The sequence below is a fragment of the Caulobacter sp. genome (genome assembly GCF_035254145.1).
In the GTDB taxonomy this organism is placed as follows: domain Bacteria; phylum Pseudomonadota; class Alphaproteobacteria; order Caulobacterales; family Caulobacteraceae; genus Caulobacter.
Map to the genome: position 1 here is coordinate 1 of NZ_DATFAV010000223.1, position 23,169 is coordinate 23,169.

Below are 23,169 nucleotides of genomic sequence, written 5' to 3' on the forward strand. Positions count from 1 at the left end.
TATAGCTTGGGTCAAGGCACCAACTGGGTCCAACCCCGTCGCCTGTACCTCGGCGTTCGCTACTCCTTCTGATCTGAAGGCTCGCCTTCGATCAGGGCAATGCCGGCGCGAAAGCGCCGGCATTGTCGTTTCTGGGCTTCGGTTCGAAGCGCCTCTCGGCGCCGTCGGTCGGACAGCCGGCGCCCCGAACCTAGACGACCAACGCCATGGCGCTGGACGGCTCAGAGGCGACGTCGCCAACTTCACAGAAGGGTGGGGAGCTGCCCTGGCATTAGCTTCCGGCCGGATCGCTTTTCCCATTTTCACCAGCGTTGTCGACGCCGGCGTCTAGCACCTTCGGCCTGTAGCGCGTGCGCTTGTCTCGCTCGTCCTCTTCCATAGGGTCGGAAGCGGAAGTGTGGCCTGCTCTGGAAGCGGACCTCCAACGTGTCCAATCGCATGGAGCGGACTGATCAGCACGCGAGGCGCCAGCTGCCCAACTGGCTGGCGTCCCGCAGCGAGAGCCTCGGTCCTGCCCAAAGGCCCGCTGGGACCGCCCGGAGAAGCCCCGAGCGGTTCTCAAGCCTTCCTAGCGCACCGGCGTATCCGCCAGCACCGAGGCGCCGCCCGGCGCGGCGCGCAGGCGGGTGTGGGCCATCTCGTCGAGGATGGCCTGGGAACGCGGATCGCCCAGCACCCAGGCCGCGGCGGCCAGGGTCTTCGCCGAGGTTTCGGAAACGCCCAGCAGCCGCTCGAACGCCTCGAACGGGGATTGGCCGCCGTCCACGCGCTTGAGGCGTACGTCGCCGCTCAGCTTGGCCAAGGCCTTGGCCTTGTCGACGGCTTGATAGAAGCCGCCCAACTCGTCCACCAGGCCTAGCTGCTTGGCCTGTTCGCCGGTCCAGACACGGCCCTTGGCGATCTCGCGCACGCGGGTGGGCGGCAGGTTGCGGCCCTCGGCGACGCGGCTGACGAAGCCGGCGTAGATGCGGTCCATCCAGCCGGCGAACTTGGCGCGCTGTTCGGGCGTGAAGCCCTCGGCCGTGCCGAAGGCCTGCGAATAGTCGCCGCCCACATGCAGCTCCTTGGTGTCGACGCCAAAGCGCGCCAGCGCGTCGCCCAGGGCGAACTTGCCGCCATAGACGCCGATCGAGCCGGTCAGGGTCGAGGGCTGGGCCACGATCGAATTGGCCTGGCTGGAGATCCAGTAGCCGCCCGAGGCCGCATAGGTCCCCATGCTGACCACCACGGGCTTGCCCGCCGCCTTGGCCGCCTTCATGGCCGCCAGGATCTGTTCCGAAGCGGTGTCCGAGCCGCCCGGCGAGGAGACACGGAACACGATCGCCTTGACGTCCTTGTCCTCGGTCGCGTTGCGGAACGCCTGGGCCACGTCGTCGGAATAGACGTTGTTGTCGCCGCCGAATGGCGAGCCGCCGCCGCTGGTTCCGGTGACGATCGCGCCCTCGGCGCCGATCACCGCGATGGCCGGACCGGTCTTGATGGCCGGCGGCTTCGAGCGCGAGGCGTAGTCGTCGAAGTCGATCAGCTTGGCCCCCTTGCCGGCCTTGTCGAGGGCGAAGGCCTGGATGTCGCTGACCTGGCCCACCTTGTCGATCAGGCCCTTGGATTGGGCTTCCTGGGCGCTGTAGGGGCCGTCCTCGAGGGCGCGGGTCAGCTGGACCGGATCGCGCTTGCGATCGACGGCGGCGCTGACCAGGGCGGTGCGGTAGACCGAGCCCATCCACGACAGGGTCGATTCCCGGTGGGCGGGCGTATAGTCGCTGTAGAGGTAAGGATTGACGGCGTTCTTGTACTCGTAGCGCTGCTCATAGTCGGCCTTGACGCCGTACTTGTCGAAGAACCGCTTGAAGAACATCGACTCGCTCGAGATCCCGACGGCCTGGAAGCTGCTGTCAGGCTGCATCCAGAGCTCGCTGGCCGAGGCTCCCAGCATGTAGGTCGAGGTGACCATGCCAGAGGGATAAAGGCCCTGGCTGTGGGCGTAGACCGGCTTGCCGCCGACGTCGCGGAAGTGCTTGAAGGCCAGGCGCAGTTCGTCGGCCGCGGCGGGAGCGACCCCGCCTTCGGGCAGGCGCACCAGGATCGCGCGGACCTTGTCGTCCTTTTCGGCCCGTCGCAGCGTCTCGATGATCGACATCACCGAATCTCCGCCGCCGCCCAGCGAGGCGAACGGGCTCCTTGGCGTCTGATCGGAGAGGCCGCCGCGCAGGTCCAGTTGCAGGACGGCATGGGCGGGCGTGGGGGCGGGGCGCGCGGCGCCGGCGGCCATCACGATCAGCAGGAAAGGCACTCCGACCACGAACAACAAGAGGCCGACGAAGACGCCGGCGACGGTCAGGAAGAACTGCTTCATCGGAGGTCCTGCTTGCGATATCGGCCACAAGCTAACCGGTGTTCGGGTTGCGTCCAAATGAAGAGCGCGCAACGAAACCGATCTGTCGCCGCCGGCCGCCGAAGCGCCCGCCTGGCGGTCTCTAAGATTTTGTTTTTCGGCAGGTTTCCCGCTTCTGGCTAGCGGGGAGGAAATGGTCGGAGTGGCAGGATTTGAACCTGCGACCCCTGCGTCCCGAACGCAGTGCTCTACCAGACTGAGCCACACTCCGACTTGGAGGCCGGCCTTATAGGTGGGTGTTCCGGAGGGCGCAAGCGCCTTTTTCCGGGTTCGCGCGGCGGGCTGAAAAAAGTTCTGAAAAGCCCCGTTGCATCCGTCCGACTCGTGCGCTATCTCCACCGCCTCGCCGGGCCCTGACAGGTCTCGCCGTTCCTGCTGGGGAATGGTGTAATGGTAACACTGCGGTTTTTGGTACCGTCATTCTAGGTTCGAGTCCTAGTTCCCCAGCCACGATTTCTCCCGATACTTTGCGATGCTTTTCAGCGGCCGGGCTGGTCCAGGCCCTGGACGAGCAGCGCCGTGGTCAGCGCGCCGGCGCGGCGATGCTCGGAGATCTCGCGATAGAGCGGGCTGTCCAGGAACGTTTGCGCGGCGGCTTCGTCGGGAAAGGCCATCAGCACCAGCTTCGACCAGGGCCACTCGCCCTCCAGCACCCGCGGCGACTCGTCGGCGGCCAGCAGTTGGCCGCCGGATCCCGCGAAAGCCTCGGCGAACCGCGCCTGATAGAGTCTGTACCGGGCTGGATCGATGAAGCGTAGCTGGGCGACGACATAGACCGTCATAAGTGATCCCTTCGATCCGCTACGGCCCGTCGGATCATTTCATCCACAAGTTCAGATCCGCAATCGTTTAGTCGACGAAAGGGCGAGTGTTGTCGACGAAGTTCAACGCTCGCGTGTTGCTGCCGGCGAAAACGCAAGCGACGATGATATTCATGCCGTCAATGCCTGCGGTGACGGGCGCGCGGTTCGCAACTGCGAGATCGATGGTCCCGTACGTTGTTTTCGCCAACTGGGGCTGGCTTAAAACAAGGTGGTCGTCGTTATAGTTGACGAAAATTTTCCTCGTTGAACGCGCCCGTCGACAGACGATTGCTACGCCACATCACGAATCAATCAGCTTTCTTGGTTCGAACTACTTGTTTTTCTCAAGAGAAGGTGTAATTGCGGGCAAATAGGGGAATGGAGTTGTGATCGTGGAAGACAAAGCTACCCTGATCGAGCTTACGGCTGAAATCGTCGCCAATTATGTGGCAAATAACTCGACGCCCGTGTCGGATCTTCCGGCGTTGATCCGGGCTACGCACGACGCCCTGGCCGGTATTGGCGCGCCGCCAGCGCCCACGGTCGAGGCCGTGACCAAGGCGACACCGGCTCAGATCCGTAAAAGCATCACGCCAGAAGCGCTGATCAGTTTCGAGGACGGCAAGCCGTACAAGACGCTGAAGCGCCACCTGACGACCCACGGCATGACGGTGGCCGAATATAAGGCCAAGTGGGGCCTGCCGAACGACTATCCGACGACCGCGCCGGCCTACAGCGAGGCGCGCTCGAAGATGGCCAAGGCCCTGGGCCTGGGTCAGGGCGGCCGCAAGGGCAAGGCTCCGCGCTCGCGCAAGGCCTGACCGCCGCCGCGGCATCCGCCTCTCCGAGGCGACGTCGCGTTCAAGGGGCCGCACATGAACGAGGGGACGCTTAATGCGTCCCCTTTTTTATTGTCGGTGTCTGGAGGTCAGGCGACGCCGCGCGAGTCCTGATGGTCGACCGGAGCGTCGATCGACAGCGCCTTGCCCAAAGCCTCCACCAGGCGAGGAATCTCGACGGGCTTGGGCACCAGCCCATCCATGCCGGCCTCGGCGTACAGGGTGCGCTCGTGGGTCAGCACGCTGGCGGTGACGGCGATGATGGGCGTGCGCGGACGGCCGCTCTCCCGTTCGCGCCTGCGGATGGCCTGGCTGGCCTGGATCCCGTCCATGACTGGCATGTGGATGTCCATCAGGATCACGTCCCACTGACCCCGCTCCCACATGGCCAGGGCGTCCTGGCCGTCCACGGCGAAGTGGGCGCTGACCCCCAGGTGCTTGAGCAGGGTCAGCAGCACGGCGCGGTTGGTCTGGTTGTCGTCGACCACCAGGATCTTCGGGGCGTCGGTCGGCTCAAGATCGGGCGTGGCGATGTCGAGGGTCGGTTCCGACCCCGCGGCCGGCGCGACGCGGGGCAGGGGCAGGTCGACGGTGAAGCACGCGCCGCCGCTTTCGGCCGGCGAATAGGCAATGGCGCCGCCCATCAGTTCCGTCAGGGTCTTGCAGATGGCTAGGCCCAGGCCCGACCCGCCGGCCCGGCGGGTGCTGGAGCTGTCCAGCTGGGCGAACTTGGTGAACAGCCGCTCCTGCTGCTCCCGCGGAATGCCGACGCCGCTGTCGACGACGTGCGCCCGGATCGCGTTCTCGTCGCCATCCACCAGGACGCGCACCCCGCCCGTCTCGGTGAATTTCACGGCGTTGGAAATCAGGTTGGAGAGGATCTGGCGCAGACGCTCAGCGTCGCCCAGGCGCCAGCCCTCGGCGCCGGGAGAGACCTCGAGGCTGAACCCAAGGTCCTTGTCCCGCGCCAGCCCGCCGTACAGCTGCCGCAGGGCGTCCAGGTGGGCCGAAAGGTCGAACGGCGCGACCTCGATCTCCATCTTGCCCGCCTCGATCTTGGAGATGTCGAGGATCGCGTTGATCACGCTGAGCAGCGACTGGCCCGAGGCGCTGATGGTGTGGAGGCGGCGGCGCTGGTCGGAGCTGAGCTCGCCGGCGGCCATGATCTGGGCCATGCCTAGCACCCCGTTCAGCGGCGTGCGGATCTCGTGGCTCATGGTGGCCAGGAATTCGGTCTTGGCCCGGTTGGCGGTCTCGGCCGCCAGGGCCAGGGCCTGGGCCTCGGTCTTCAGGCGGCGGTTCTCGGTGAGTTCACGCTGCAGTTCGGCGTTCAGGGCCTCGCTGGCCAGGCGCGCGCGAACCTCGCGTCCGACGGCGCCGCGCATCAGGGAGGACATGCCCACCGCGGCGAAGGTTCCGGCCAGGCCGACGAAGGCGTAGTGGTTGATCGTGTCGCCTGGCGCCTGGCGGGCCATCCAGACCAGCCCCGCCGTGGCGAAGGCCACGCTGATCAACGACACCCGCCGCGAGGGCGCGGAGGTGCCGAACACCAGCGCCATCAGCACGAAGTAGACGAGCTTCATCGGCTCGAAGTGCAGGGTCTGGTAGGCCAGGACATTGGACAGGAACAGCCCGTTCATGCCCAGGATCACCGCTTCGAGCGAGCGGCCGAAGGTCTGGCGACGGCCCAGCGCGATCCAGGCGCCGAAACCGTACAGACACGCGACCACGGACAGGCCCTCCAGCACGAAGAAGGCGAGGCCCTTTTCATAGAAGGGATGGGAAACGCTGATCAGCGCATAGTAGACCGAGCTTGCGATCAGGTAGCCGCGCGCGATCGGAACGTAAGCGCGCATCAGCGCAACTTGCGTCTTATCCGCTTGATTGGCTTCCGATACCTGCAAACCCAGTCCCCGACGACTTGCGAGCAGGTCGTTCTACAGGACCGAGGTTAAGCCTTGCTTCGAACGTCGAGATCAGACGCCGCTCAGCGACATTCCGGGCGTGTCGGGAGGGGTTTGGCCGCCGCCGTTCAGCGCACGCTGCATCCAGACGAGGTCGACCCAACGGCCGAACTTGTGCCCCATGTCGGGGAAAACGCCTTTCTTTTCAAAGCCGAGCGCGGCGTGCAGGCCGATGGAGGCGCTGTTGCCGCTATCGCCGATGACTGCGCACATTTGTCGCAGGCCCAGGTCCTCGCAGGCCTGGATCAGCGCGCCCAGCAGAGCCTTGCCGACGCCTTTTCCGACCGCTGCGGGCGAGACGTAGACGCTGTCCTCGACCGTGTAGCGGTAAGCCGCTCGCAGCCGAAACGGGCCAGCGTAACAGTAGCCGACGACCGCGCCGTCCAGTTCGGCGACCAGATAGGGCAGGCCGCGATCCAGAAAGGCCGAGCGCCGACGGCCCATCTCTGCCTCGTCCGGCGGGACCTCTTCGAAGGTGCCCAGACCGTTCAGCACGTTCCACGCATAGATGGCGGTGATCGCCGCCACGTCGGCGTCGGTCGACGCCCTGATCACCAAACTCACGCCTTTTCCCACCCTTGCTCGACCGCCCACACCGCGAAGGCGTAGTCCAAGGCGATCTCCTTGAGGAAGTCAAAGCGTCCCGACGCGCCGCCGTGGCCGGCGTCAATATTGATCTTCAGCAGGACGGGCTTGCCGCTCGTGGTGTGTTCGCGAAGCTTGGCTGTCCATTTTTCGGGCTCCCAGTAGGTGACCCGGGGATCGGAGAGGCCGCCCGTCGCCAGCACCGCCGGATAGGGCTTGGCGACGACGTTGTCGTAAGGGCTGTAGCTGGCGATGTAGTCGTAGGCCTCCTTGTCCTCCAGCGGATTGCCCCATTCGGGCCATTCGGGCGGGGTGAGGGGCAGCGTCGTGTCGCTCATGGTGTTGACCACGTCGACGAACGGCACGGCTGCGATGATTCCCGCGAACAGGTCCGGGCGCATGTTGGTGATCGCGCCCATCAGGAGCCCGCCGGCCGAGCCGCCATAGGCCACGGTGTTCGACGGCTTGCCGTAGCCGGCGCCATGCAGGTGCTCGGCGCAGGCGATGAAGTCGGTGAAGGTGTTCTTCTTCTTGAACTTCTTGCCGTCCAGGAACCAGCCCCAGCCCTTTTCCGACCCGCCGCGCGGGCAGGCCGTGGCCCAGATCCAGCCGCGATCGACCAGGCTGAGATTGCGGATCGAGAAGCTGGGCTCCATGGCGATGCCGTAGCTGCCGTAGCCGTACAGCAGCAGCGGGGCCGAGCCGTCCAGTTTGGTTCCCTTCTTCATCAGGATGAAGATCGGCACGTCGGTCCCGTCGGCGGCCTTGGCGTTCAGGCGGCGCGTCTCGTACTGGGCCGGGTCGTGGCCGGACGGGATCTCCTGGGTCTTGCGCAGGGTCCGCTGGCGGCTTCTCATGTCGTAGTCGAACCACTGCCGAGGCGTGGTCATCGAGTTGTAGACGAAGCGCAGGCTGTCGGTTTCGTACTCGTAGCCGCCTTCCAGCGACAGGGCGTAGGCGGCCTCGTCGAAGGCGATGGCGTGCTCGGCGCCGTCCAGCGCCGTGACCGTCACGCGATTGAGCGCGTCGACCTTCTCCAGGCGGACGAACCAAGTCTTGAAGGCCATGGTCCCGGAGATCAGCCGGCCGGGCTGGTGGGCGATCCAGTCCTTCCAGTTCGCCCTGCCGGTGGCGGTCTCGGGGCAGGTGACAAGCTTCCAATCGACCGCGCCGTCGGCGTTGGTGCGAACGACCCAGTGGTCGTTCCAGTGCTCGACCTCGTAGCGGACGCCGACCTCGCGCGGGTGGAAGACGACCGGATCGGCGGTCGGCGTCGCGGCGGGGATGATCAGGGCCTCGCTGGTCTCCTGATTGCCGCACGAGATGACCACGAACTTCTCGGACGCCGAGACGCCGACGCCGATGAAGAAGCCCTCGTCGGGCTCGTCATAGATCAGCACGTCGTCCTTGGCCGTCCTACGGGCCGGGCGGCGGTAGATCTTGGCCGGCCGGCCGTTGTCGTCTCGGAAGGTCCAGAACAGCCACTGGCTGTCCGGCGAGAAGCAGAAGTCGCCGGTGGTGCTTTCGACAGGGCTTTCCAGCACCTGGCCGGTGGCCAGATCCTTGACGTGGACAACGAAAACTTCCGAGCCCTGCTCATCGACGGCATAGGCGTAGAGCTTGTGATCCGGCGAGTGGCCCGCCGCGCCGACCTGATAGAAGGCCTTGCCCTTAGACTCCGACTCTTCATCGAGGAGGATCTCCTCGGCGCCGCCGCCATAAGGCCTGCGGGCGTGAATCGGATGCTGCGCGCCTTTCTCGAAGCGCGTGTAATATTCGAAGGGACCGTCCTTGGTGGGGACGGAGGCGTCGTCCTCCTTGATGCGCCCCTTCATCTCCTCGAACATTTTTTGTTGAAGCGCTTCGGTCGAGGCCAGCATGGCCTTTGCGTAGGCGTTCTCGGCCGTCAGGTGCTCCTTGACGTCGGCCTTGATCAGGCTGGGGTCGCGCAGGACCTTCTGCCAATTGTCGTCCTTCATCCAGGCATAGTCGTCGGTCCGCGTGCGGCCCAGCTGCTCGATCGTCTTGGGAATCTTTCGCGCGACCGGCGGGATGGGGCGAGCGGGGGATGAGGGCATGGCGGATCCGAAAGCTATTCCAGGAAGGACTGCGGTAGAGGAGGTAAGCGTCGCGGCGACGCTCGTCATCATTCGACGACGATTCATGGGTGAAAATTCCCCGTAACCCTGCACAACGCGCGACTGCGGCAGAACGACAACTTGCGGCGCGAAAAACCTGTGGTCAAACTCGCCTGGCAGTCGGGCTTGGTCGGTTTTGTAAGCGTAGCAAGGGGGCGTTATGCCGTTGGATCTGTCCGTCGACCTGATCAAGGCCACGGTTCAGCTTGAGCAACCGCTGGGCGACGGTTCGCGCACCGTCGGCACCGGGTTCCTGATCTCGGATCCGACGCCGGACGGCAAGCCGCGCACCATCCTGGTCACGGCCGCCCACGTCTTCGAGAAGATGCCGTCGATGTCGGCCAAGATCGGCTACCGCATCGAAGGCGGCGATTCCGTGTGGCGCTACGATCCCGAGACCCTGAAGATCCGCGATGGCGATCATCCGCTGTGGGTCAAGCACCCGACCCGCGACGTCGCGGCCATGGTGGTCGAGGCGCCCCCCGAGTTCGTCAAGGCGGCGATCCCGCTGAACTACCTGGCGCAGGACGACACCTTCAACAAGTTCAACCTCGGCCCCGGCGACGAGATGATGGCGCTGGGCTTCCCGCGTGGTCTCTCGGCCAACCCGGCTGGCTTCCCCATCCTGCGCTCGGGCCGCGTGGCCTCGTATCCGCTGGCGCCGGCCGCCAATTTCCCGACCTTCCTGATGGACTTCTCGGTGTTCCCCGGCAATTCGGGCGGACCGGTGTTCATGGCCGAGGGCGCGCGCCGTCGGCCGGGCGCCAGCGAGAGCCAGGAGGTTCAGTTCGTGGCGGGTCTCTTGACCCAGCAGGTCGAGCTGTCGGGCGAGCGGCTGGAGATCGGCATCGTCACCCACGCCAAGTTCATCCGCGAGACCCTGGCCCTACTGGATAAGGTTCCCGGCGCCCCGGTGACCCAGGCGCGGGCGGCCAAGCCCGAGCCGGCCATGCCGGGCGCGACCCCGGCGGTGGCGGTCTCGGCGATGGCCATGGGAGCGTCGCACTAGGAACCAGACGCGCTCGGAGCCCGTTTCTTCTGCGACGCACAACAGCATTGCAGGAGCGAGCCATGAGCACCAATCGTGTCGAGGGCGCCATCGACAAGGGCGCGGGCGCCGTGAAGGAAGCCGTCGGCAAGGCCACCGACAACGAACGCCTCGAAGCCGAGGGCGCCGCCCAGAAGGCCAAGGGCGATATCCAGAACAAGGTCGGCCAGGTCCAGGACAAGATCGGCGACGCGATCAAGCGCTGAACGCGTCGCCATGATTGACGAAACGGCCGCCGGAGCGATCCGACGGCCGTTTTGCGTGAGGCTGGCGCCTACGCCCCGTAGATGATCGAGATGGTTTCGGCCACGCAGGCCGGACGCTCTTCGCCCTCGATCTCGATGGTGCACTCGTTTTTCATCTGCAGGCCGCCGGCCTTGGGCTCGACGCTGATCAGCTTCTGGCGCATGCGCACGCGCTTGCCGACCCGGACCATGCCGGTGAAGCGGACCTTGTCGCAGCCGTAGTTGATGCCGCGCGTAACGCCGGTGACGCGCAGGATGCCCGCGCCCAGCATCGGGATCAGCGACAGGGTGAGAAAGCCGTGGGCGATCGGGCCGCCGATCTCGCGGGTGGCGCGCTCGACGTCGACGTGGATCCATTGGTGATCGCCGGTGGCCTCGGCGAACTGGTTGACGCGCGCCTGGGTGATCTCGACCCAGTCGGACACTCCCAACTCCTGGCCCACCAGGCCTTCGAGGTCGGCGTAGGCGACTTCCTTCATGGCTTTTTCTCTCCCAAACAGTTGTTCGGGTAGAGACCAGTCTCGGCGGCGCAGGTCAACCGCAGAAGGTCGAAGCCGCCTGTGAACCGCGATTCCGGCGAGGCTGGAGAGGCGCGTCGGCCGGCCTGTCAGCCTTCCAGCGCCGCGCGCGCCTCGCTGGGCAACAAGCTCACCGCCTGGTCCAGCGGTTCGCGCCAGGCTTCGCCGCGGCCGCGCGCCTCGGCATAGGCCTCGCGCAGGGCGAAGGGGTCGTCGTGGGCCAGCGCGTGGATGAGAGCTTGAGCCTGTTCCAGGTCCTTGCGTCGCTTTGGATTCGCCTGGCCGCGTTTGCGGGAGACGATCAGCTTGTGGACCGCATAACGGGCCGGCGTGGGCACGCGGACCAAGACGCCATCGTCATATAGCACGACGGTCTCGACGGTTTCGCGGAGCAGGAAATCCAGGAACCGCAAAGGCGTGGCGTCGGTGTTCAACGCGTCCAGCCGCGACGTCTCCTCGTCGCCCGCGTGGCGGCTGGTGGTCAATACATCAACCGCGTAGCCGTCCGGCGTGCGATAGGTCGCGCTCTTGCTGGGGCCGAGTTTGGGCACAGGGCTGAAGGTGGGATCGGCCGTGCGCAACATGTCGAGGAAGGGACGATCGAGGCCATCGTCGATCGTCACCGAAATCCCACGGTCCTGAGCGATGTCGAGGTCGCCGGTGCGTACCGCCTGTGAAGGCAGGACGAAGCCCAAAGCGGAGCCATAGGTCTGGAACGCGACGGTGCCGACCACGGCGGCGCGCAGTCGGAAGACGCCGGCCCGCGCCATGGCTTTCAGGGTGCGACCCGTCCTGTCATCGGGTGCGTGCAGGCCCGCGGCGCGAAGCGAGCGCACCAGCAAGCGCCGATCCCCGGCTGCGGTTTTCGCCGCCTTGGCGCTTTCGATCGTCTCGAGCAGTTCGGGAGTCTCGGGGCCCAGATAACGCTCGGGGCGATCACCCTGCGTCTGACGCGAGCGGACATACCAGTAGAAGCGACCCTTGCGCTCGCGACGCAGGAAGCTGGCTCCATCGCCGAATTCGGCGAGCTGCGCCGCGCGGAGCTGATCTAGCAGCTCGGCGACGTTCGTATGGATCGCCAAGGGCAGGCGCGGAAGGGTCACGACATCACCGTTGCCACCACTTCGGCCAAGTGGTGGCAATCTGGTGAAAAATCAACACAAAGGTGAAGCTATACGATCCGGCTCTCGCCCTTGCCCCAGTACGCATCCCGGATCAGCCGCTTGTAGAGCTTGCCCGTCGGGTGCCTCGGCAGCTCCGCCATGAAGTCGATGCGGCGCGGGGACTTCACGTGGCTGAGATTGGCGCGGACGAAAGTCATCAGCTCCTCGGCCAGGGCGTCGCGGTCCTCGGACTGGTCCATCGGCTGGATCACCGCCACCACCTCCTCGCCCATTTCCTCGTGCGGGGCGCCGACCACGGCGGCGTCGGCGACCTTGGGATGGGTGATCAGCAGGTTCTCGATCTCCTGCGGATAGATGTTCACCCCGCCAGAGATGATCATGAAGCTCTTGCGGTCGGTCAGGTACAGATAGCCTTCCTCGTCGGCCCAGCCCACGTCGCCCAGGGTCGTCCAGCCGTGGCGATTGTAGCTCTCGGCGGTCTTCTCGGGGGCGTTGTGATAGTTCACGGCCGGACCGTTGGCGAAATAGACCGCGCCCTCGGTGCGCGGCGGAACAGGGTCGCCGTTCTCGTCGCAGATGCGCAGCTCGCCCAGCACCGCCTGGCCGACGCTGCCCTTGTGGGTCAGCCAATTCTCCGAATTGATCCAGCAGAAGCCGTTGCCTTCGGTGCCGGCGTAGTATTCGTAGATCACCGGTCCCCACCAGGCGATCATCTGCTCCTTGACCGGCACGGGGCAGGGGGCGGCGGCGTGCACCGCCGACTTCATCGACGAGACGTCGTACTTGCCGCGGACCTCCGGCGGCAGCTTCAGCATCCGCACGAAGTGGGTCGGCACGAACTGGCCGCAGTTGACCTTATACTTTTCGATCAAGGCCAGGGCGTTCTCGGGGTCGTATTTCTCCATCACGACGACCGTGCCGCCCAGCTTGTGGACGCTCATGCACCAACGAAGGGGCGCGGCGTGATACAGGGGCGCGGGCGAGAGATAGACGCTGTCGCCGCTGAAGCCGAACAGGCCCTGGGCCATCATCTGCAGGGCGTTGGGCGCGTCGATCGGCAGGTCGCTGAGCGCCGGCTTGACCCCCTTGGGCCGTCCCGTGGTGCCCGACGAATAGAGCATGTCCGAGCCCTGGGATTCGTCGGTGATCGGCGTCCGCGGGAGCGGCGCGCGGGCGGTCTCGAAATCGGCGTAGGGGCCGTGCGCGCCGCCGACGGCGTAGAGCTTGAGGCCCGGGAGCGCCTTGGCGATCTCGTCGATCACCGGGCCCATGGCCAGCGAGGTTATGAACACCTTGGCCCCGCAGTCCTCGAGAATGTACTGCGCCTCGGCGGCGGTCAGTTTGGTCGAGACGCAGACGAAATAGAGGCCGGCGCGTTGGGCGGCCCAGGCGATCTCGAAGTAGCGGGCGTTGTTCTCCATCATCATGGCGATCACGTCGCCCCGCTTCAGACCCAGCGAGCGGAACAGGTGCGCGCCCTGGTTCGAGCGAGCGTCGAGCTGGGCGTAGGTCACGACCTCGCCCGAGCCGGCCATGATGTAGGCCGGCTTGTCGCCTTGGGTCTTGGCGTGTTGGAAGGGGTGCATCGTCGTCTCTCGATCAGGCGGCGGCGGAGAGGGCGGCGCGGCCCAGGATCATGTCCGAGGCCTTTTCCGCGATCATGATGGTGGGGGCGTTGGTGTTACCCGAGACCAGGCGCGGCATGACCGAGGCGTCGACCACCCGCAGGGCCTCGATCCCCCGCACCCGCAACTGGTCGTCGACCACGGCCATCGGGCCATGGCCCATCTGGCAGGTGCCCACGGGGTGATAGATGGTCGACCCCGCCAGGCGGGCGAACTCCAGCAGCTGCGCGTCACCGGCCACCGTCGGCCCGGGGTCCATCTCGTGGTCGACATAAGGCGCCAAGGCCGGCGCTTGGCCGATCTTGCGCGCCCACTTCAGGCCCGCCACCGCCACCTCCTGGTCCAGCGGGTCGGCCAGATAGTTGGCGAAGATCGCCGGATAGACGCTGGGATCGGACGACTTGATCCGCACGTGGCCGCGGCTTTCGGGGCGCAGCTGGCAGGGCGCGATGGTCAGGCCCGGCGCGTCTTCCAGCACCATCTTTTGCTCGTTGACCAGCTTATCCAGGTCCATGGTCGCCGGCAGGATGTGGAACTGGATGTCCGGTCCTGCCAAGTCTGGGCGCGACTTGCAGAAGGCGGCGATGTGCGCGGCCGACAGGGTCAGCAGACCCTTGCGCTGGAACAGGTATTTCAGCGCCTCGCCAGCCAGTCGCCCGCCCTTGCTCTGCTCGTTGACCGAGACCACGCCGCGCTTGAGGCGATAGCGCACGCTCATCACGTAGTGGTCCTGCAGGTTCTCGCCGACGCCAGGCAGGTCGGCGACCACCTCGATCCCGTTGCGGTTCAATAGCTCCCCAGGGCCGACGCCCGACAGCTGCAGCAGTTGGGGCGAGTTGATCGCGCCGCCGGCCAGGATCACCTCGGACCTGGCCATGGCCACGCGCTTTTCGCCGTTCTGGCGGAACTCGACGCCGACGGCGCGGTTGCCCTCGAACAGGATGCGCCCCGCCAGGGCGTTGGTCTCGACGCGCAGGTTGGGACGGTTCATCGCCGGGTGCAGATAGGCCACCGCCGCCGAGCAGCGCTGCCCGTTCTTGACCGTCAGCTGGTAGTAGGTGACGCCTTCCTGGCTGCCGCCGTTGACGTCGGCGTTGCGCGGGATGCCGGCCTGCTCGCAGGCGTCGATCACGGCGTCGGACACCGCGTGGGTGGTGGTGACGTCGGAGACGTTGAGCGGCCCGCCCGCGCCGTGGAAGTCGCAGGATCCGCGCTCCTGGTGCTCGGCGCGACGGAAATAGGGCGCCACGTCGTCCCAGCCCCAGCCCGCGCAGCCCAGCTGGCGCCAGCCGTCATAGTCGGCATGCTGGCCGCGGATGTAGAGCAGGCCATTGATCGAGGACGAGCCGCCCAGAACCTTGCCGCGCGGCCAAACGTGGGTGCGCCCGCCGGTGCCCGGGTCGGGCTCGGTCGAATAGAGCCAGTTGACCTTCGGATCCTTCAGCGTCGACGAGTAGCCGACCGGAATATGGATCATCAGGTTCGAGGCGAATTGGCCAAGGTTCTTGGTCGGCCGGTCGTCGCCGCCGGCCTCCAGTAGCAGAACCTTGAACTTGCCGCCTTCGGACAGCCGCGCGGCCAGCACGCAGCCAGCCGAGCCCGCGCCCACGATCACGTAGTCGGCCTCGATGATCCCGGTCATCGCTTCTCTCCCTTCACCGTCCGCTTGTGTCCGCGTGATCGGTGTTCAGTTGGGAGGATGAGCCCAGGTGGGGCGATCGCGCAAGTTGCCCTCGCGGCGCCGTGGTTCACGAGCCCGCTAGCGGAAAGCGGCCGTTGCCCTGGTTTCATACGCGTGTTTGAGTGGGCGCAAAGTCAGAGGAGACGCCCCGTGTCGCAACCGACCTTCGAGACCCTGCTGTACGACGTCGAGGATGGGATCGCGACGATCACCTTGAACCGGCCCGACCGGATGAACGCCTTCACCGCCCGGATGATGAAGGATCTGATCGAGGCGTTCGACGCCACTGACGCCGACGACGCGGTCAAGGCCGTGATCATCACCGGCGCGGGCCGGGCGTTCTGCGCGGGCGCGGATCTCGGCGCGGGCGGCGCCACGTTCGACCGCACCTCGCCCCAGGCCCTGGAGCGCGAAGAGGGCAAGGTCGGGGACATCTATCGCGACGGCGGCGGCCGCGTGACCCTGCGCATGTACGATAGCCTCAAGCCCATCATCGGCGCCATCAACGGCGCGGCGGTGGGGGTGGGCGTCACCATGCAACTGCCGATGGACATCCGCATGGCCTCGACCGAAGCCAAGTTCGGCTTCGTGTTCGCGCGCCGCGGCATCAATCCCGAGGCGGCCTCGTCCTGGTTCCTGCCGCGCCTGGTCGGTCTGCAGACCGCGCTGGAATGGTGCTACACCGGTCGCGTCTTTCCGGCCCAGGAGGCGCTGGATCGAGGGCTGGTCCGCTCCCTGCACGCGCCAGAGGACCTGCTGCCGGCGGCGCGCGCCCTGGCGCGGGAGATCGTCGACAACACCGCCCCGGTGTCGGTGGCGATCACGCGCCAGCTGCTTTGGCGCATGGCCGGGGCGGCCCATCCCATGGAGGCTCACAAGGCCGACAGCCGCGCCATCCAGTCGCGCGGCGCGTCCGGCGACGCCAAGGAGGGCGTGAGCTCGTTCCTGGAAAAGCGCGCGCCGGTCTATCCGAACAAGGTCTCCAGCGACCTGCCCGACATCTGGCCGGAATGGGCCGAGCCGGAGTTCCGATAGGGGCGCGGAGCCAGGCGGCGGCCTCATGACGCGCCTGGCGCTCACCCGCCGTTAAGCACGACCTGTTCTGCTGGACGCGATGAGCGAGGTTTCGCAGATCCCGGACCTGGACGCGCCGCGGGCCCTCGAGCCCGCGACGCGTTCGCGCGCCAGCCTGCTCAAGCGCCTGACCGACGTGGCCTGCCTGCCGACCAGCCGGATCAACGCCTTCGAGCGGGCGATGACCGCCGACCTGCTGGTCGAACTGCTGCGCGAGGCCAGCCTGGCCGAACGCGAGAAGGCGGCTCGCCGCCTGATCCTGCTCAACGAGATGCCGGGCCCGCTGGTGCGCCTGCTGCTGCGCGACGAGCTGTCGGTGGCGCGGCCGCTGCTGACCGACGCCGCCAGCCTGACCGACGCCGACCTGATCGCCTGCCTCTATCACACGGGCATGGAGCACCGACGCCTCATCGCCCAGAGGCGAGGGGTCAGCGAGGTGGTGACCGACGCCCTGATCGACATGGACGAGGACGTCGTCACCGAAGCCCTGCTGCGCAACGACCTGGCGCGGCTCAGCCACCATGGCGTCGAGCACGTGGTCGCCGCCACGCGCGACGCGCCCCACCTGATCCCGCTGTTGCTGCGGCGGGCCGAACTGAGGCCCAGCCACGCCTATGTGCTGTTCTGGTGGGCCGACGCCGAGGCGCGCCGCGGCATTCTCCAACGCTTCGCCGTCTCCCGGGAGATCCTGCAGGACGCGGTCGGCGACGCCTTCGCCGTGGCCGACCGCGAGGACTGGCAAGACCCGCTGGCGCGCAAGGCGCTGGAGTTCATCGATCGCCAGCAGCGCAACCGCGCGGCGGTCGCCAAGAGCCCCTACGAGAGCCTGGAAGCCGCGGTCGCGGCCGCCCAGGCGGGGCTCACCCGCGAGATCGCCGAGGAGATCTCCTATCTCTCGGGCCTGAAGCCGATGACCGGCGCCAAGATCTTCAACGATCCGAGCGGCGAGCCTTTGGCTGTTCTCTGCAAGGCGACGGGCTTGCCACGGTCGGCGATGCGGGCGCTGTGGCGCGGCCTGGGCCGACAGGAGGTCGACCGCGGCGGCGCCCTGGATCATGCGCTCGAGCGGGCGCTGATGGTCTACGACGCCATCGCCGTCGACCGCGCCCAGACCGTGCTGCGCTATTGGAACTGGTCGTTGACGTCGGGACTGACGCCGGCGTTGCTGAAGGCCATCCGGGAAGGGGATGAAACCGCCGTCGACGAATACTCGGCCCCACAACGGGCGGCGATGTTGGCGCTCTCACGCGACTTTGGTCGTTAACGTCGGGATATCGTTGGTTTCTGATGTGGCCGCTTTGCAGCGTTCAGGAACTCAACCTCCCTTACACATCCTCTGATGGGTTGAGCTGGTATTTCGAACACTGGCTCATTACAGATAATCTCTTTACTGCTCCGTATTGCCCGTAACCGCCAATCTTTGTATGCACGCCTCGACTGATGTTGGAATCAGTCCGCATCAGCGAAAAGATCTGGCGACCGGCGAGGCTTTATGGAAGATCAATCCGATCTCATCGAGATGACGGCAGGCATTGTTTCCGCCTATGTCGGTAACAACATTGTCGCGACCGCTGATCTGCCCGCCCTGATCAAGCAGGTGCACGCGGCTCTGGCCACCGTGGGATCGCCGGCCGCCGAGCCCGCTCCGCCGCCGAAGGAGCCGGCGGTTCCGGTCAAGCGCTCGATCACGCCCGATTACCTGATCTGTCTCGAAGACGGTCGGAAGTTCAAATCGCTCAAGCGCCACCTGCGCACCAAGTACGACATGACCCCCGAGGACTATCGCGCCAAGTGGGGTCTGCCCAAGGATTACCCGATGGTCGCCCCGAACTACGCCGAGGCGCGTTCGAACCTGGCCAAGCAGATGGGCCTGGGCCAGGGCGGGCGCAAACCCGCTCGCAAGGCGAAATAATCGAGTCGGAACAGAAGCTTGGCCGTAGGGCCTTCTAAAATCGCAGCGCCCGTCGTCCGGAAACGGACGGCGGGCGTTTCGCTTGGGCGGTTGACTCTCCCCGGGAATCTTGTCGCGCGGCATGTTTTTCGCTTGCCGCCGATTCGTTCCTTAAGCGATAGTGAATCGAAGTGATTCCAAAGGCTTGTTGAGGACTCTGAAGATGTCCGCGCAATTGAGCGCATCCGCCACGGCGGCCCGCGCTCACCAGGAGATGTTCGCCTACTGGGCGTCCCTCCGCCGGGGGGCTGGCCTCCCCGCGCGCATCGATCTGCAGCCTTCGAACATGAAGCGCCTGCTGCCCACGGTCAGCCTGATCGATGTCGTCAAGGAGCCGCGCGACTATCGCCTGCGCCTGGCTGGCACAGGCCTCTACGGCGTCTATGGCCGCGAGATCACCGGCAAGGCCCTGGGCGAGGTCTACAACGCCGCCGCGGCCGACTACTGGCGCAGGGAGCTGGACAAGGTGGTCGACGAGCGCCGTCCGGGCGTCGGCGTCCACAGCCTGGCCTGGCGCGGGGCTCCGCACATGTCGATCCTGTGGCTGCGCCTGCCGCTGGCCAGCAACGGCAAGGATGTCGACATGATCCTTGGCTATGACGCCGTGGTCGGCTCCCAGGCCGAGAGCAACTCCGGCATCCGGGCGGCCTGACGCCCAAGATTTCCTTACGGCTCAGCTTGCTCCGGGAGCGTCGCCGCCTAAAGTCGCGCGCTTCGAGGACCGACTGACGAGACCGCGTGACCGGGGACGACGCCGACGTTCTGAGCTTCATCCGCCAGCACATCCGCACGGTGTGGGCGCTGGAGCTGTTGCTGAAGCTGAAGGGCGATCCCGAGCGGTGCTGGGCGACCGACGAACTGGTCGACGTGCTGCGCGCCAGTCACGCGCTGGTGGATGACAGCCTGGCGGCGCTGATCGGCGCGGGCCTCGTCGTCCGCGATGACCTTGGCTGCTTCCGCTACTCTCCGGCCGCCTCCGCCCTGGCCCGCCTGTGCGATGCGTTGGAGGAAACCTATCGCGTGCGGCCCGTCACCGTGATCCGCTGGATCTCCGCGCCGGTCGAGCGGCTGAAATCGCTGGCCGACGCGTTTCGTTTCACAGGCAAGCCCGGCAACAAGGGAGGGGACGAATGACGCCCGCCGTCGTCTATGGCCTTTGCCTGCTCGCCAGCCTGTTGTGCGCGGGCCTTCTGACGCGGGCTTGGGCCCAGGCGCGCACCCGCCTGCTGCTCTGGACGGCCGTGGCGTTCGGCCTGATGGCTCTGAACAACCTGTTGCTGGTCGTGGACCTCGTCTTGCTGCCGACCCAGGTGCAGCTGTGGTGGTATCGCCAGGCGGCGCTGGCCGCGGCGATCGGGGTGCTGATCTACGCCTTCATCTGGGAGGTCGACCAATGAGCCCGATCGAAGGACTGGTCGCCGGCGGCCTGGCGGTCGGTCTGGGCGTGGTGGCGCTGTTCTTCCTGCGCTTCTGGACCCGAACGCGCGATGGCCTGTTCCTGGCTTTCTCGGCGGCGTTCGGCCTGATGGCGGTGAACCAGGCGCTGCCGATCGTGCTGAACATCGCCAAGGAGGAACGCGGCGGCATCTACCTGATCCGCCTGGCCGCGTTTCTGCTGATCATCGTGGCGATCGTGGGCAAGAATCTCCGCCGCGACGCCTAGCCCTTCAGAAAGGCCTCGACCTCGCGGCGGTTGGGCATGGATGGCGCGGCGCCCGGCTTCTGGACCGACAGGGCGGCGGCGGCGTTGGCCAGTTCGACCGCCTCGCGCAGGTCCATGTTGCCGGCCAGGGCCGCGGCCAGGGCGCCGCAGAAGCAGTCGCCGGCCCCGACCGTGTCGATCGCCTTGACCTTGCGGCCCTCGACCAGGAACGCCTCGTCACGTCGCACGGCGGCCACGCCGGTCGCGCCCAGCGTGACGATGATGATCTGGTCGGGACGGCTCATCAGCTTGCGGGCGGCCAGGGACACCTCCTCCAGCCGCGCCGGCTCGCGGTCCAGCTTGGCGTAGGTGGTCAGTTCGGTCTGGTTCAGGATCAGGATGTCGGTGAGCGGGAATAGCGCCGCGCCCTGCGGCAGGGCGGGGGCGGCGTTCAGCATCCGCAGCGCGCCCTTGGCCGCGCCGGCGCGGAACAGGGCCTCGATCGCGGTCGGCGGCGTCTCCAGCTGACAGAGCAGGATCCGTTGTCCCTCGAGCGTCGTGGCGGCCACCTGTTTGGGCGTCACCATCGCGTTGGCGCCGGCGGTCACCACGATCATGTTCTCGCCGGTGGCCGCGACCCAGACGTGCGCCTGGCCCGTGGGGACGTCTTCCAGCTCCACGACATCGGAGACCTGCACGCCGTAGCCGGCCAGCTTGGCCTTCAGGTTGACGCCGCTGTCGTCCTTGCCGACCGCGCCCATCAGCCGGGTCGGCGCGCCCATCCGCGCGGCCGCGACCGCCTGGTTGGCGCCCTTGCCACCCAGGAACAGCTCCAGCGACCGGCCCGCGACGGTCTCTCCCGGGCGAGGCAAGTCGTCCACCCGCGCGATCGCGTCGAGATTGATGGAGCCGAGAACAAATACCGTCATTGTCGTCTTCTTCTGGGTCTTCTTGGTCGTCTTGGCGGCTTCGCTCTAGCCGGCCCCGCCACGCTGGAAGCTTTCCACGAGACTGCCGGCCACGAGTCGCCAGCCGTCCACTAGCACGAAGAAGATCAGCTTGAACGGCAGGCTGATGGTCGCTGGCGGCAACATCATCATGCCCATGCTCATCAGCACGCTGGCCACGACCAGATCGATGACCAGGAAGGGGATGAACAACAGGAAGCCGATCTGGAAGGCGCGTTTGAGCTCCGAGATCATGAAGGCCGGGGTCACCACCTTAAGGGGCGTGTCCTGGGCGACCTTCGGCGTCGGGATCTTAGACAGGCGCACGAAGAGGGCCAGGTCCTCGCGGTCGACCTGGCTCAGCATGAACTGCTTGACCGGTCCGCTCGACGCCTCGAAGGCCTCGGGCAGCTCCATCTGATGATCCAGCAGCGGCTTGATGCCCGCGTCGTAGGATCGCTCGAAGGTCGGCCCCATGACGATGGCGGTCAGGAACAGGGCCAGGCTGATGATCACCGGGTTCGGCGGGCTGGACTGCACGCCGATGGCGGTGCGCAGCAGGCCCAGCACCACCACGATCCGCACGAACGAGGTGGTCATGATCACGATCGACGGCGCCAGCGACAGCACCGTCATCAGCGCGACCAGCTGCACGACCCGGTCGGTCAGGCCCGCGCCCGTGCCGAGGTTGATGTTGACGGCCGACTGGGCCATGGCGGCGGCCGGCATGACCGCGCAGGCGATGGCCGCCAGCACCGAAATGACCGCGGCGCGGCGGAGATCCTCCGGCTTGGCGCCCGTCACGGATTTGATCAGGTCGCGCATCAGGCCACGGGCTCCGGGGCGGAAACGGTCGGGTTGGAAACGGTTGGGGAGGGGGCCGCGGGCGTCCAATCCAGCAACTGGCCATCGCCCAGCAGCACCAGGCGCTCCTGGCCGTCCAGGCTGACCACCAGAAGGCGGCGGGTCGGATCGAGAGCCAGGCTTTCGACGACCTTCAGCCGGCGGTCCTGGCGCGCGGCGATCAGCCGGCCCACGGCGTCGGGCCCGAACTTGCGCAGGGCCCAGGCGGCCAGGCCGATCAGGCCTAGGGTGACCGCCAGCGCCGCCAGGGCGCGGATGAACTCGATGACGGGCATGGGTGGCGAGACAAGATGGCGCAGGGAAAGGCCCCCGTTCGTCCTGGTGTGCCTGACGCTTCTTAATGCCGGATTAACCCTGTTTCTTCACCATGTCCGCATGGGTCCGGACGACATTCCCCTCTTCGGCATGCTCAAGAGCCGCCTCGGTTATCTGACCGAGCGCCAGAAGCTCGTGGCCCAGAACGTGGCGAACGCCGACACTTCCGGCTATCGCCCGACAGACCTGAAACCCTTCAGTTTCCAGGCCTCGCTGATGAACCAGGCCTCGGGCGCGGTCTATCGCGGCGGTCCCGCCGCCCCGACCGGCGGCGTACGGATGATCGCGACCTCGGCCTCGCACATGGCGCCGTCGAACGCCCCCAGCGCCTGGCGGGCGACGGCGGGCGCCGATTCGGAGACGACCCTCGACGGCAACGCGGTCTCGCTCGAGGACCAGATGCTGAAGATGACCGACGCGCGGATGAATTACGACGCGGCGATCACCTTCTACCAGAAATCCCTGACCATGCTGCGCATGGCGGCCCGCAAGCCGAACGGCTGAGGATCTAAGGCATGCCCGAGATCAAGTCCCAACCCATCGCGACCATGGCCGTGGCGGCCTCGGCGCTCCGCGCCCAGCAGGGTCGCATGCGGGTCATCGCCGAGAACATCGCCAACGCCAACTCGACCGCGCGCACCGCCGGCGGCGACCCCTATCGCCGACAGGTCCCGGTGTTCCGGCCGACCAGGGTCGAGGGCGCCGAGGGCGTGCAGATGGTTCGCGTCCAGGCCGACGAGAGCGACTTCAAGACCGAATACGACCCCGGCAATCCGGCCGCGGACGCCAAGGGCTACGTCAAGCTGCCCAACGTCAATCCGCTGGTCGAGGCGCTGGACATGAAGGAGGCGCAGCGCGCCTACGAAGCCAACCTCAACGTTATCGAGACGGCGCGCGTGATGGAATCGCGCACCCTCGACATCCTCAAGAAGTAGGGGCTAGGCCATGATCACCGCGCTCGCCGCCGCCAAGGCCTACGCCAGCTCCGGCGCCATGGGAGTGGGCTCCGTCGGCTCGATCGGCGGGGGCCAGAAGAACGGCCTCGACTTCGGCGATCTCCTGAAGTCGGCCATGACCGACGCGACCAAGGCTTCCAAGATCGCCGAGCACAAGATCACCGACCAGGTGGCCGGCAAGGCCGACCTGGTCGACGTGGTCACCGCCATCAGCTCGGCCGAAGCCAGTCTGGAAACGGTGATGTCCGTCCGTGACCAGGTGATCTCCGCCTATCAGGAAATCATGCGGATGCCGATCTAGGGTCGGGTTCTCGACCAGCTCTTAGGAGCGGCGTCGCATATATAGCGAATAATCACTACCTTCCTGGGCCTTGTGCCCAGGATCCATGCCGGCGGCAGGTTCGGATCTCGGCGGAAAATTGGGCCGAAAGGCCAAGGGCGCTGATCCACCTCACCAG

General features: G+C 66.5%; 23 protein-coding genes, 2 tRNA genes and 2 pseudogenes. 14 read left to right on the forward strand and 13 right to left on the reverse strand.

Going from position 1 to position 23,169, the window contains the following annotated elements:
* Positions 1–568 precede the first annotated feature (568 nt).
* Positions 569–2,353 (reverse strand): signal peptide peptidase SppA, encoded by a 1,785-nt coding sequence (gene sppA / locus VJ655_RS13895; RefSeq protein ID WP_324112027.1) that lies wholly within the window; start codon positions 2,351–2,353, stop codon positions 569–571.
* Positions 2,354–2,526: 173 nt separating this feature from the next.
* Positions 2,527–2,603, reverse strand: a tRNA-Pro gene (locus VJ655_RS13900).
* A gap of 165 nt (positions 2,604–2,768) precedes the next feature.
* Here VJ655_RS13900 and VJ655_RS13905 point away from each other — a divergent pair.
* A tRNA-Gln gene (locus VJ655_RS13905) sits at positions 2,769–2,842 on the forward strand.
* A 29-nt stretch (positions 2,843–2,871) separates the two neighbouring features.
* On the opposite strand, the gene VJ655_RS13910 is transcribed toward VJ655_RS13905, so the two are convergent.
* Positions 2,872–3,174 carry a DUF1330 domain-containing protein gene (locus VJ655_RS13910; protein ID WP_324112029.1) on the reverse strand — a complete coding sequence of 101 codons (303 nt, stop codon included), beginning with the start codon at positions 3,172–3,174 and terminating at the stop codon, positions 2,872–2,874.
* A 413-nt stretch (positions 3,175–3,587) separates the two neighbouring features.
* Here VJ655_RS13910 and VJ655_RS13915 point away from each other — a divergent pair, with 413 nt between their 5' ends.
* A complete protein-coding gene (locus tag VJ655_RS13915; protein ID WP_324112030.1) occupies positions 3,588–4,016 on the forward strand; it encodes a MucR family transcriptional regulator in 429 nt (142 codons plus the stop codon).
* 107 nt (positions 4,017–4,123) lie between these two features.
* Here the strand turns inward: VJ655_RS13915 and VJ655_RS13920 are convergent, their stop codons facing one another.
* The 3 genes from VJ655_RS13920 to VJ655_RS13930 all read right to left on the reverse strand — a co-directional run bounded on the left by VJ655_RS13920 (position 4,124) and on the right by VJ655_RS13930 (position 8,748).
* Positions 4,124–5,890, reverse strand: coding sequence for an ATP-binding protein (locus tag VJ655_RS13920; RefSeq protein WP_324112032.1), 1,767 nt, complete (start codon positions 5,888–5,890; stop codon positions 4,124–4,126).
* 120 nt (positions 5,891–6,010) lie between these two features.
* Positions 6,011–6,562 (reverse strand): GNAT family N-acetyltransferase, encoded by a 552-nt coding sequence (locus VJ655_RS13925; protein WP_324112034.1) that lies wholly within the window; start codon positions 6,560–6,562, stop codon positions 6,011–6,013.
* Positions 6,559–8,748 carry a S9 family peptidase gene (locus tag VJ655_RS13930; RefSeq protein WP_324112035.1) on the reverse strand — a complete coding sequence of 730 codons (2,190 nt, stop codon included), beginning with the start codon at positions 8,746–8,748 and terminating at the stop codon, positions 6,559–6,561. The genes VJ655_RS13925 and VJ655_RS13930 overlap by 4 nt, the downstream gene beginning before the upstream one ends.
* Before the next feature lie 21 nt (positions 8,749–8,769).
* Here VJ655_RS13930 and VJ655_RS13935 point away from each other — a divergent pair.
* A pseudogene (locus tag VJ655_RS13935) lies at positions 8,770–9,730 on the forward strand (trypsin-like serine peptidase).
* A 62-nt stretch (positions 9,731–9,792) separates the two neighbouring features.
* Positions 9,793–9,989, forward strand: a pseudogene (locus VJ655_RS13940) (CsbD family protein).
* 54 nt (positions 9,990–10,043) lie between these two features.
* On the opposite strand, the gene VJ655_RS13945 reads toward VJ655_RS13940, so the two are convergent.
* The 4 genes from VJ655_RS13945 to VJ655_RS13960 form a co-directional block, all read right to left on the reverse strand.
* Complete coding sequence (locus VJ655_RS13945; RefSeq protein ID WP_324112037.1) at positions 10,044–10,493, reverse strand: MaoC family dehydratase; 450 nt, start codon at positions 10,491–10,493, stop codon at positions 10,044–10,046.
* Positions 10,494–10,621: 128 nt separating this feature from the next.
* A complete protein-coding gene (locus VJ655_RS13950; RefSeq protein ID WP_324112039.1) occupies positions 10,622–11,635 on the reverse strand; it encodes a nucleotidyltransferase family protein in 1,014 nt (337 codons plus the stop codon).
* Positions 11,636–11,703: 68 nt separating this feature from the next.
* The gene (locus tag VJ655_RS13955) at positions 11,704–13,242 is read right to left on the reverse strand and encodes an acyl-CoA synthetase (RefSeq protein WP_324112041.1); all 1,539 of its coding nucleotides are present in this window, start codon (positions 13,240–13,242) and stop codon (positions 11,704–11,706) included.
* 13 nt (positions 13,243–13,255) lie between these two features.
* Positions 13,256–14,923 carry a choline dehydrogenase gene (locus VJ655_RS13960; protein ID WP_324112043.1) on the reverse strand — a complete coding sequence of 556 codons (1,668 nt, stop codon included), beginning with the start codon at positions 14,921–14,923 and terminating at the stop codon, positions 13,256–13,258.
* 189 nt (positions 14,924–15,112) lie between these two features.
* Between VJ655_RS13960 and VJ655_RS13965 the strand changes: the two genes are divergently transcribed.
* From VJ655_RS13965 to VJ655_RS13995, 7 genes are all read left to right on the forward strand, one after another.
* Complete coding sequence (locus VJ655_RS13965) at positions 15,113–15,997, forward strand: crotonase/enoyl-CoA hydratase family protein (protein ID WP_324112045.1); 885 nt, start codon at positions 15,113–15,115, stop codon at positions 15,995–15,997.
* Positions 15,998–16,076: 79 nt separating this feature from the next.
* Positions 16,077–17,300 (forward strand): DUF2336 domain-containing protein, encoded by a 1,224-nt coding sequence (locus VJ655_RS13970; RefSeq protein ID WP_324112046.1) that lies wholly within the window; start codon positions 16,077–16,079, stop codon positions 17,298–17,300.
* 228 nt (positions 17,301–17,528) lie between these two features.
* Positions 17,529–17,948, forward strand: coding sequence for a MucR family transcriptional regulator (locus tag VJ655_RS13975; RefSeq protein ID WP_324112048.1), 420 nt, complete (start codon positions 17,529–17,531; stop codon positions 17,946–17,948).
* A 196-nt stretch (positions 17,949–18,144) separates the two neighbouring features.
* Positions 18,145–18,639, forward strand: coding sequence for a PAS domain-containing protein (locus VJ655_RS13980; RefSeq protein ID WP_324112066.1), 495 nt, complete (start codon positions 18,145–18,147; stop codon positions 18,637–18,639).
* Positions 18,640–18,725: 86 nt separating this feature from the next.
* On the forward strand, positions 18,726–19,121 hold the full coding sequence (locus VJ655_RS13985; protein ID WP_324112050.1) for a hypothetical protein: 396 nt from the start codon (positions 18,726–18,728) through the stop codon (positions 19,119–19,121).
* Complete coding sequence (locus tag VJ655_RS13990; protein ID WP_324112052.1) at positions 19,118–19,384, forward strand: DUF5985 family protein; 267 nt, start codon at positions 19,118–19,120, stop codon at positions 19,382–19,384. The genes VJ655_RS13985 and VJ655_RS13990 overlap by 4 nt, the downstream gene beginning before the upstream one ends.
* Positions 19,381–19,650, forward strand: a complete 270-nt coding sequence (locus tag VJ655_RS13995; RefSeq protein ID WP_324112054.1) for a DUF5985 family protein — start codon at positions 19,381–19,383, stop codon at positions 19,648–19,650. Before VJ655_RS13990 ends, VJ655_RS13995 begins: the two co-directional genes overlap by 4 nt.
* Here the strand turns inward: VJ655_RS13995 and VJ655_RS14000 are convergent.
* From VJ655_RS14000 to VJ655_RS14010, 3 genes are read right to left on the reverse strand one after another with little or no spacing between them, the layout of a single operon-like run.
* Positions 19,647–20,558 (reverse strand): ribokinase, encoded by a 912-nt coding sequence (locus VJ655_RS14000; protein WP_324112056.1) that lies wholly within the window; start codon positions 20,556–20,558, stop codon positions 19,647–19,649. The genes VJ655_RS13995 and VJ655_RS14000 overlap by 4 nt on opposite strands.
* A gap of 45 nt (positions 20,559–20,603) precedes the next feature.
* A complete protein-coding gene (fliP, locus tag VJ655_RS14005; RefSeq protein ID WP_324112069.1) occupies positions 20,604–21,404 on the reverse strand; it encodes a flagellar type III secretion system pore protein FliP in 801 nt (266 codons plus the stop codon).
* On the reverse strand, positions 21,401–21,715 hold the full coding sequence (locus tag VJ655_RS14010) for a flagellar biosynthetic protein FliO (protein ID WP_324112058.1): 315 nt from the start codon (positions 21,713–21,715) through the stop codon (positions 21,401–21,403). Before VJ655_RS14010 ends, fliP begins: the two co-directional genes overlap by 4 nt.
* Before the next feature lie 100 nt (positions 21,716–21,815).
* On the opposite strand from VJ655_RS14010, the gene flgB reads away from it, so the two are divergent.
* The 3 genes from flgB to fliE are packed head-to-tail and all read left to right on the forward strand — an operon-like array spanning position 21,816 to position 23,012.
* On the forward strand, positions 21,816–22,259 hold the full coding sequence (gene flgB, locus VJ655_RS14015; RefSeq protein ID WP_324112060.1) for a flagellar basal body rod protein FlgB: 444 nt from the start codon (positions 21,816–21,818) through the stop codon (positions 22,257–22,259).
* 11 nt (positions 22,260–22,270) lie between these two features.
* Positions 22,271–22,690 (forward strand): flagellar basal body rod protein FlgC, encoded by a 420-nt coding sequence (flgC, locus tag VJ655_RS14020; protein ID WP_324112062.1) that lies wholly within the window; start codon positions 22,271–22,273, stop codon positions 22,688–22,690.
* 10 nt (positions 22,691–22,700) lie between these two features.
* Complete coding sequence (gene fliE / locus VJ655_RS14025; RefSeq protein ID WP_324112064.1) at positions 22,701–23,012, forward strand: flagellar hook-basal body complex protein FliE; 312 nt, start codon at positions 22,701–22,703, stop codon at positions 23,010–23,012.
* Positions 23,013–23,169: the final 157 nt, after the last annotated feature.

Excerpts from the sequence above, each read along its gene's own strand:
- VJ655_RS13975 (WP_324112048.1), top strand. The coding sequence starts at position 17,529 with ATGGAAGATCAATCCGATCTCATCGAGATGACGGCAGGCATTGTTTCC.
- VJ655_RS13970 (WP_324112046.1), top strand. The coding sequence starts at position 16,077 with ATGAGCGAGGTTTCGCAGATCCCGGACCTGGACGCGCCGCGGGCCCTC.
- VJ655_RS14000 (WP_324112056.1), bottom strand. The coding sequence starts at position 20,558 with ATGACGGTATTTGTTCTCGGCTCCATCAATCTCGACGCGATCGCGCGG.
- VJ655_RS13990 (WP_324112052.1), top strand. The coding sequence starts at position 19,118 with ATGACGCCCGCCGTCGTCTATGGCCTTTGCCTGCTCGCCAGCCTGTTG.
- VJ655_RS13945 (WP_324112037.1), bottom strand. The coding sequence starts at position 10,493 with ATGAAGGAAGTCGCCTACGCCGACCTCGAAGGCCTGGTGGGCCAGGAG.
- VJ655_RS13930 (WP_324112035.1), bottom strand. The coding sequence starts at position 8,748 with ATGAATCGTCGTCGAATGATGACGAGCGTCGCCGCGACGCTTACCTCC.
- VJ655_RS13955 (WP_324112041.1), bottom strand. The coding sequence starts at position 13,242 with ATGCACCCCTTCCAACACGCCAAGACCCAAGGCGACAAGCCGGCCTAC.
- VJ655_RS13910 (WP_324112029.1), bottom strand. The coding sequence starts at position 3,174 with ATGACGGTCTATGTCGTCGCCCAGCTACGCTTCATCGATCCAGCCCGG.
- VJ655_RS13960 (WP_324112043.1), bottom strand. The coding sequence starts at position 14,923 with ATGACCGGGATCATCGAGGCCGACTACGTGATCGTGGGCGCGGGCTCG.
- fliE (WP_324112064.1), top strand. The coding sequence starts at position 22,701 with ATGATCACCGCGCTCGCCGCCGCCAAGGCCTACGCCAGCTCCGGCGCC.
- VJ655_RS14010 (WP_324112058.1), bottom strand. The coding sequence starts at position 21,715 with ATGCCCGTCATCGAGTTCATCCGCGCCCTGGCGGCGCTGGCGGTCACC.
- VJ655_RS13995 (WP_324112054.1), top strand. The coding sequence starts at position 19,381 with ATGAGCCCGATCGAAGGACTGGTCGCCGGCGGCCTGGCGGTCGGTCTG.
- flgB (WP_324112060.1), top strand. The coding sequence starts at position 21,816 with ATGGGTCCGGACGACATTCCCCTCTTCGGCATGCTCAAGAGCCGCCTC.
- flgC (WP_324112062.1), top strand. The coding sequence starts at position 22,271 with ATGCCCGAGATCAAGTCCCAACCCATCGCGACCATGGCCGTGGCGGCC.
- VJ655_RS13920 (WP_324112032.1), bottom strand. The coding sequence starts at position 5,890 with ATGCGCGCTTACGTTCCGATCGCGCGCGGCTACCTGATCGCAAGCTCG.
- sppA (WP_324112027.1), bottom strand. The coding sequence starts at position 2,353 with ATGAAGCAGTTCTTCCTGACCGTCGCCGGCGTCTTCGTCGGCCTCTTG.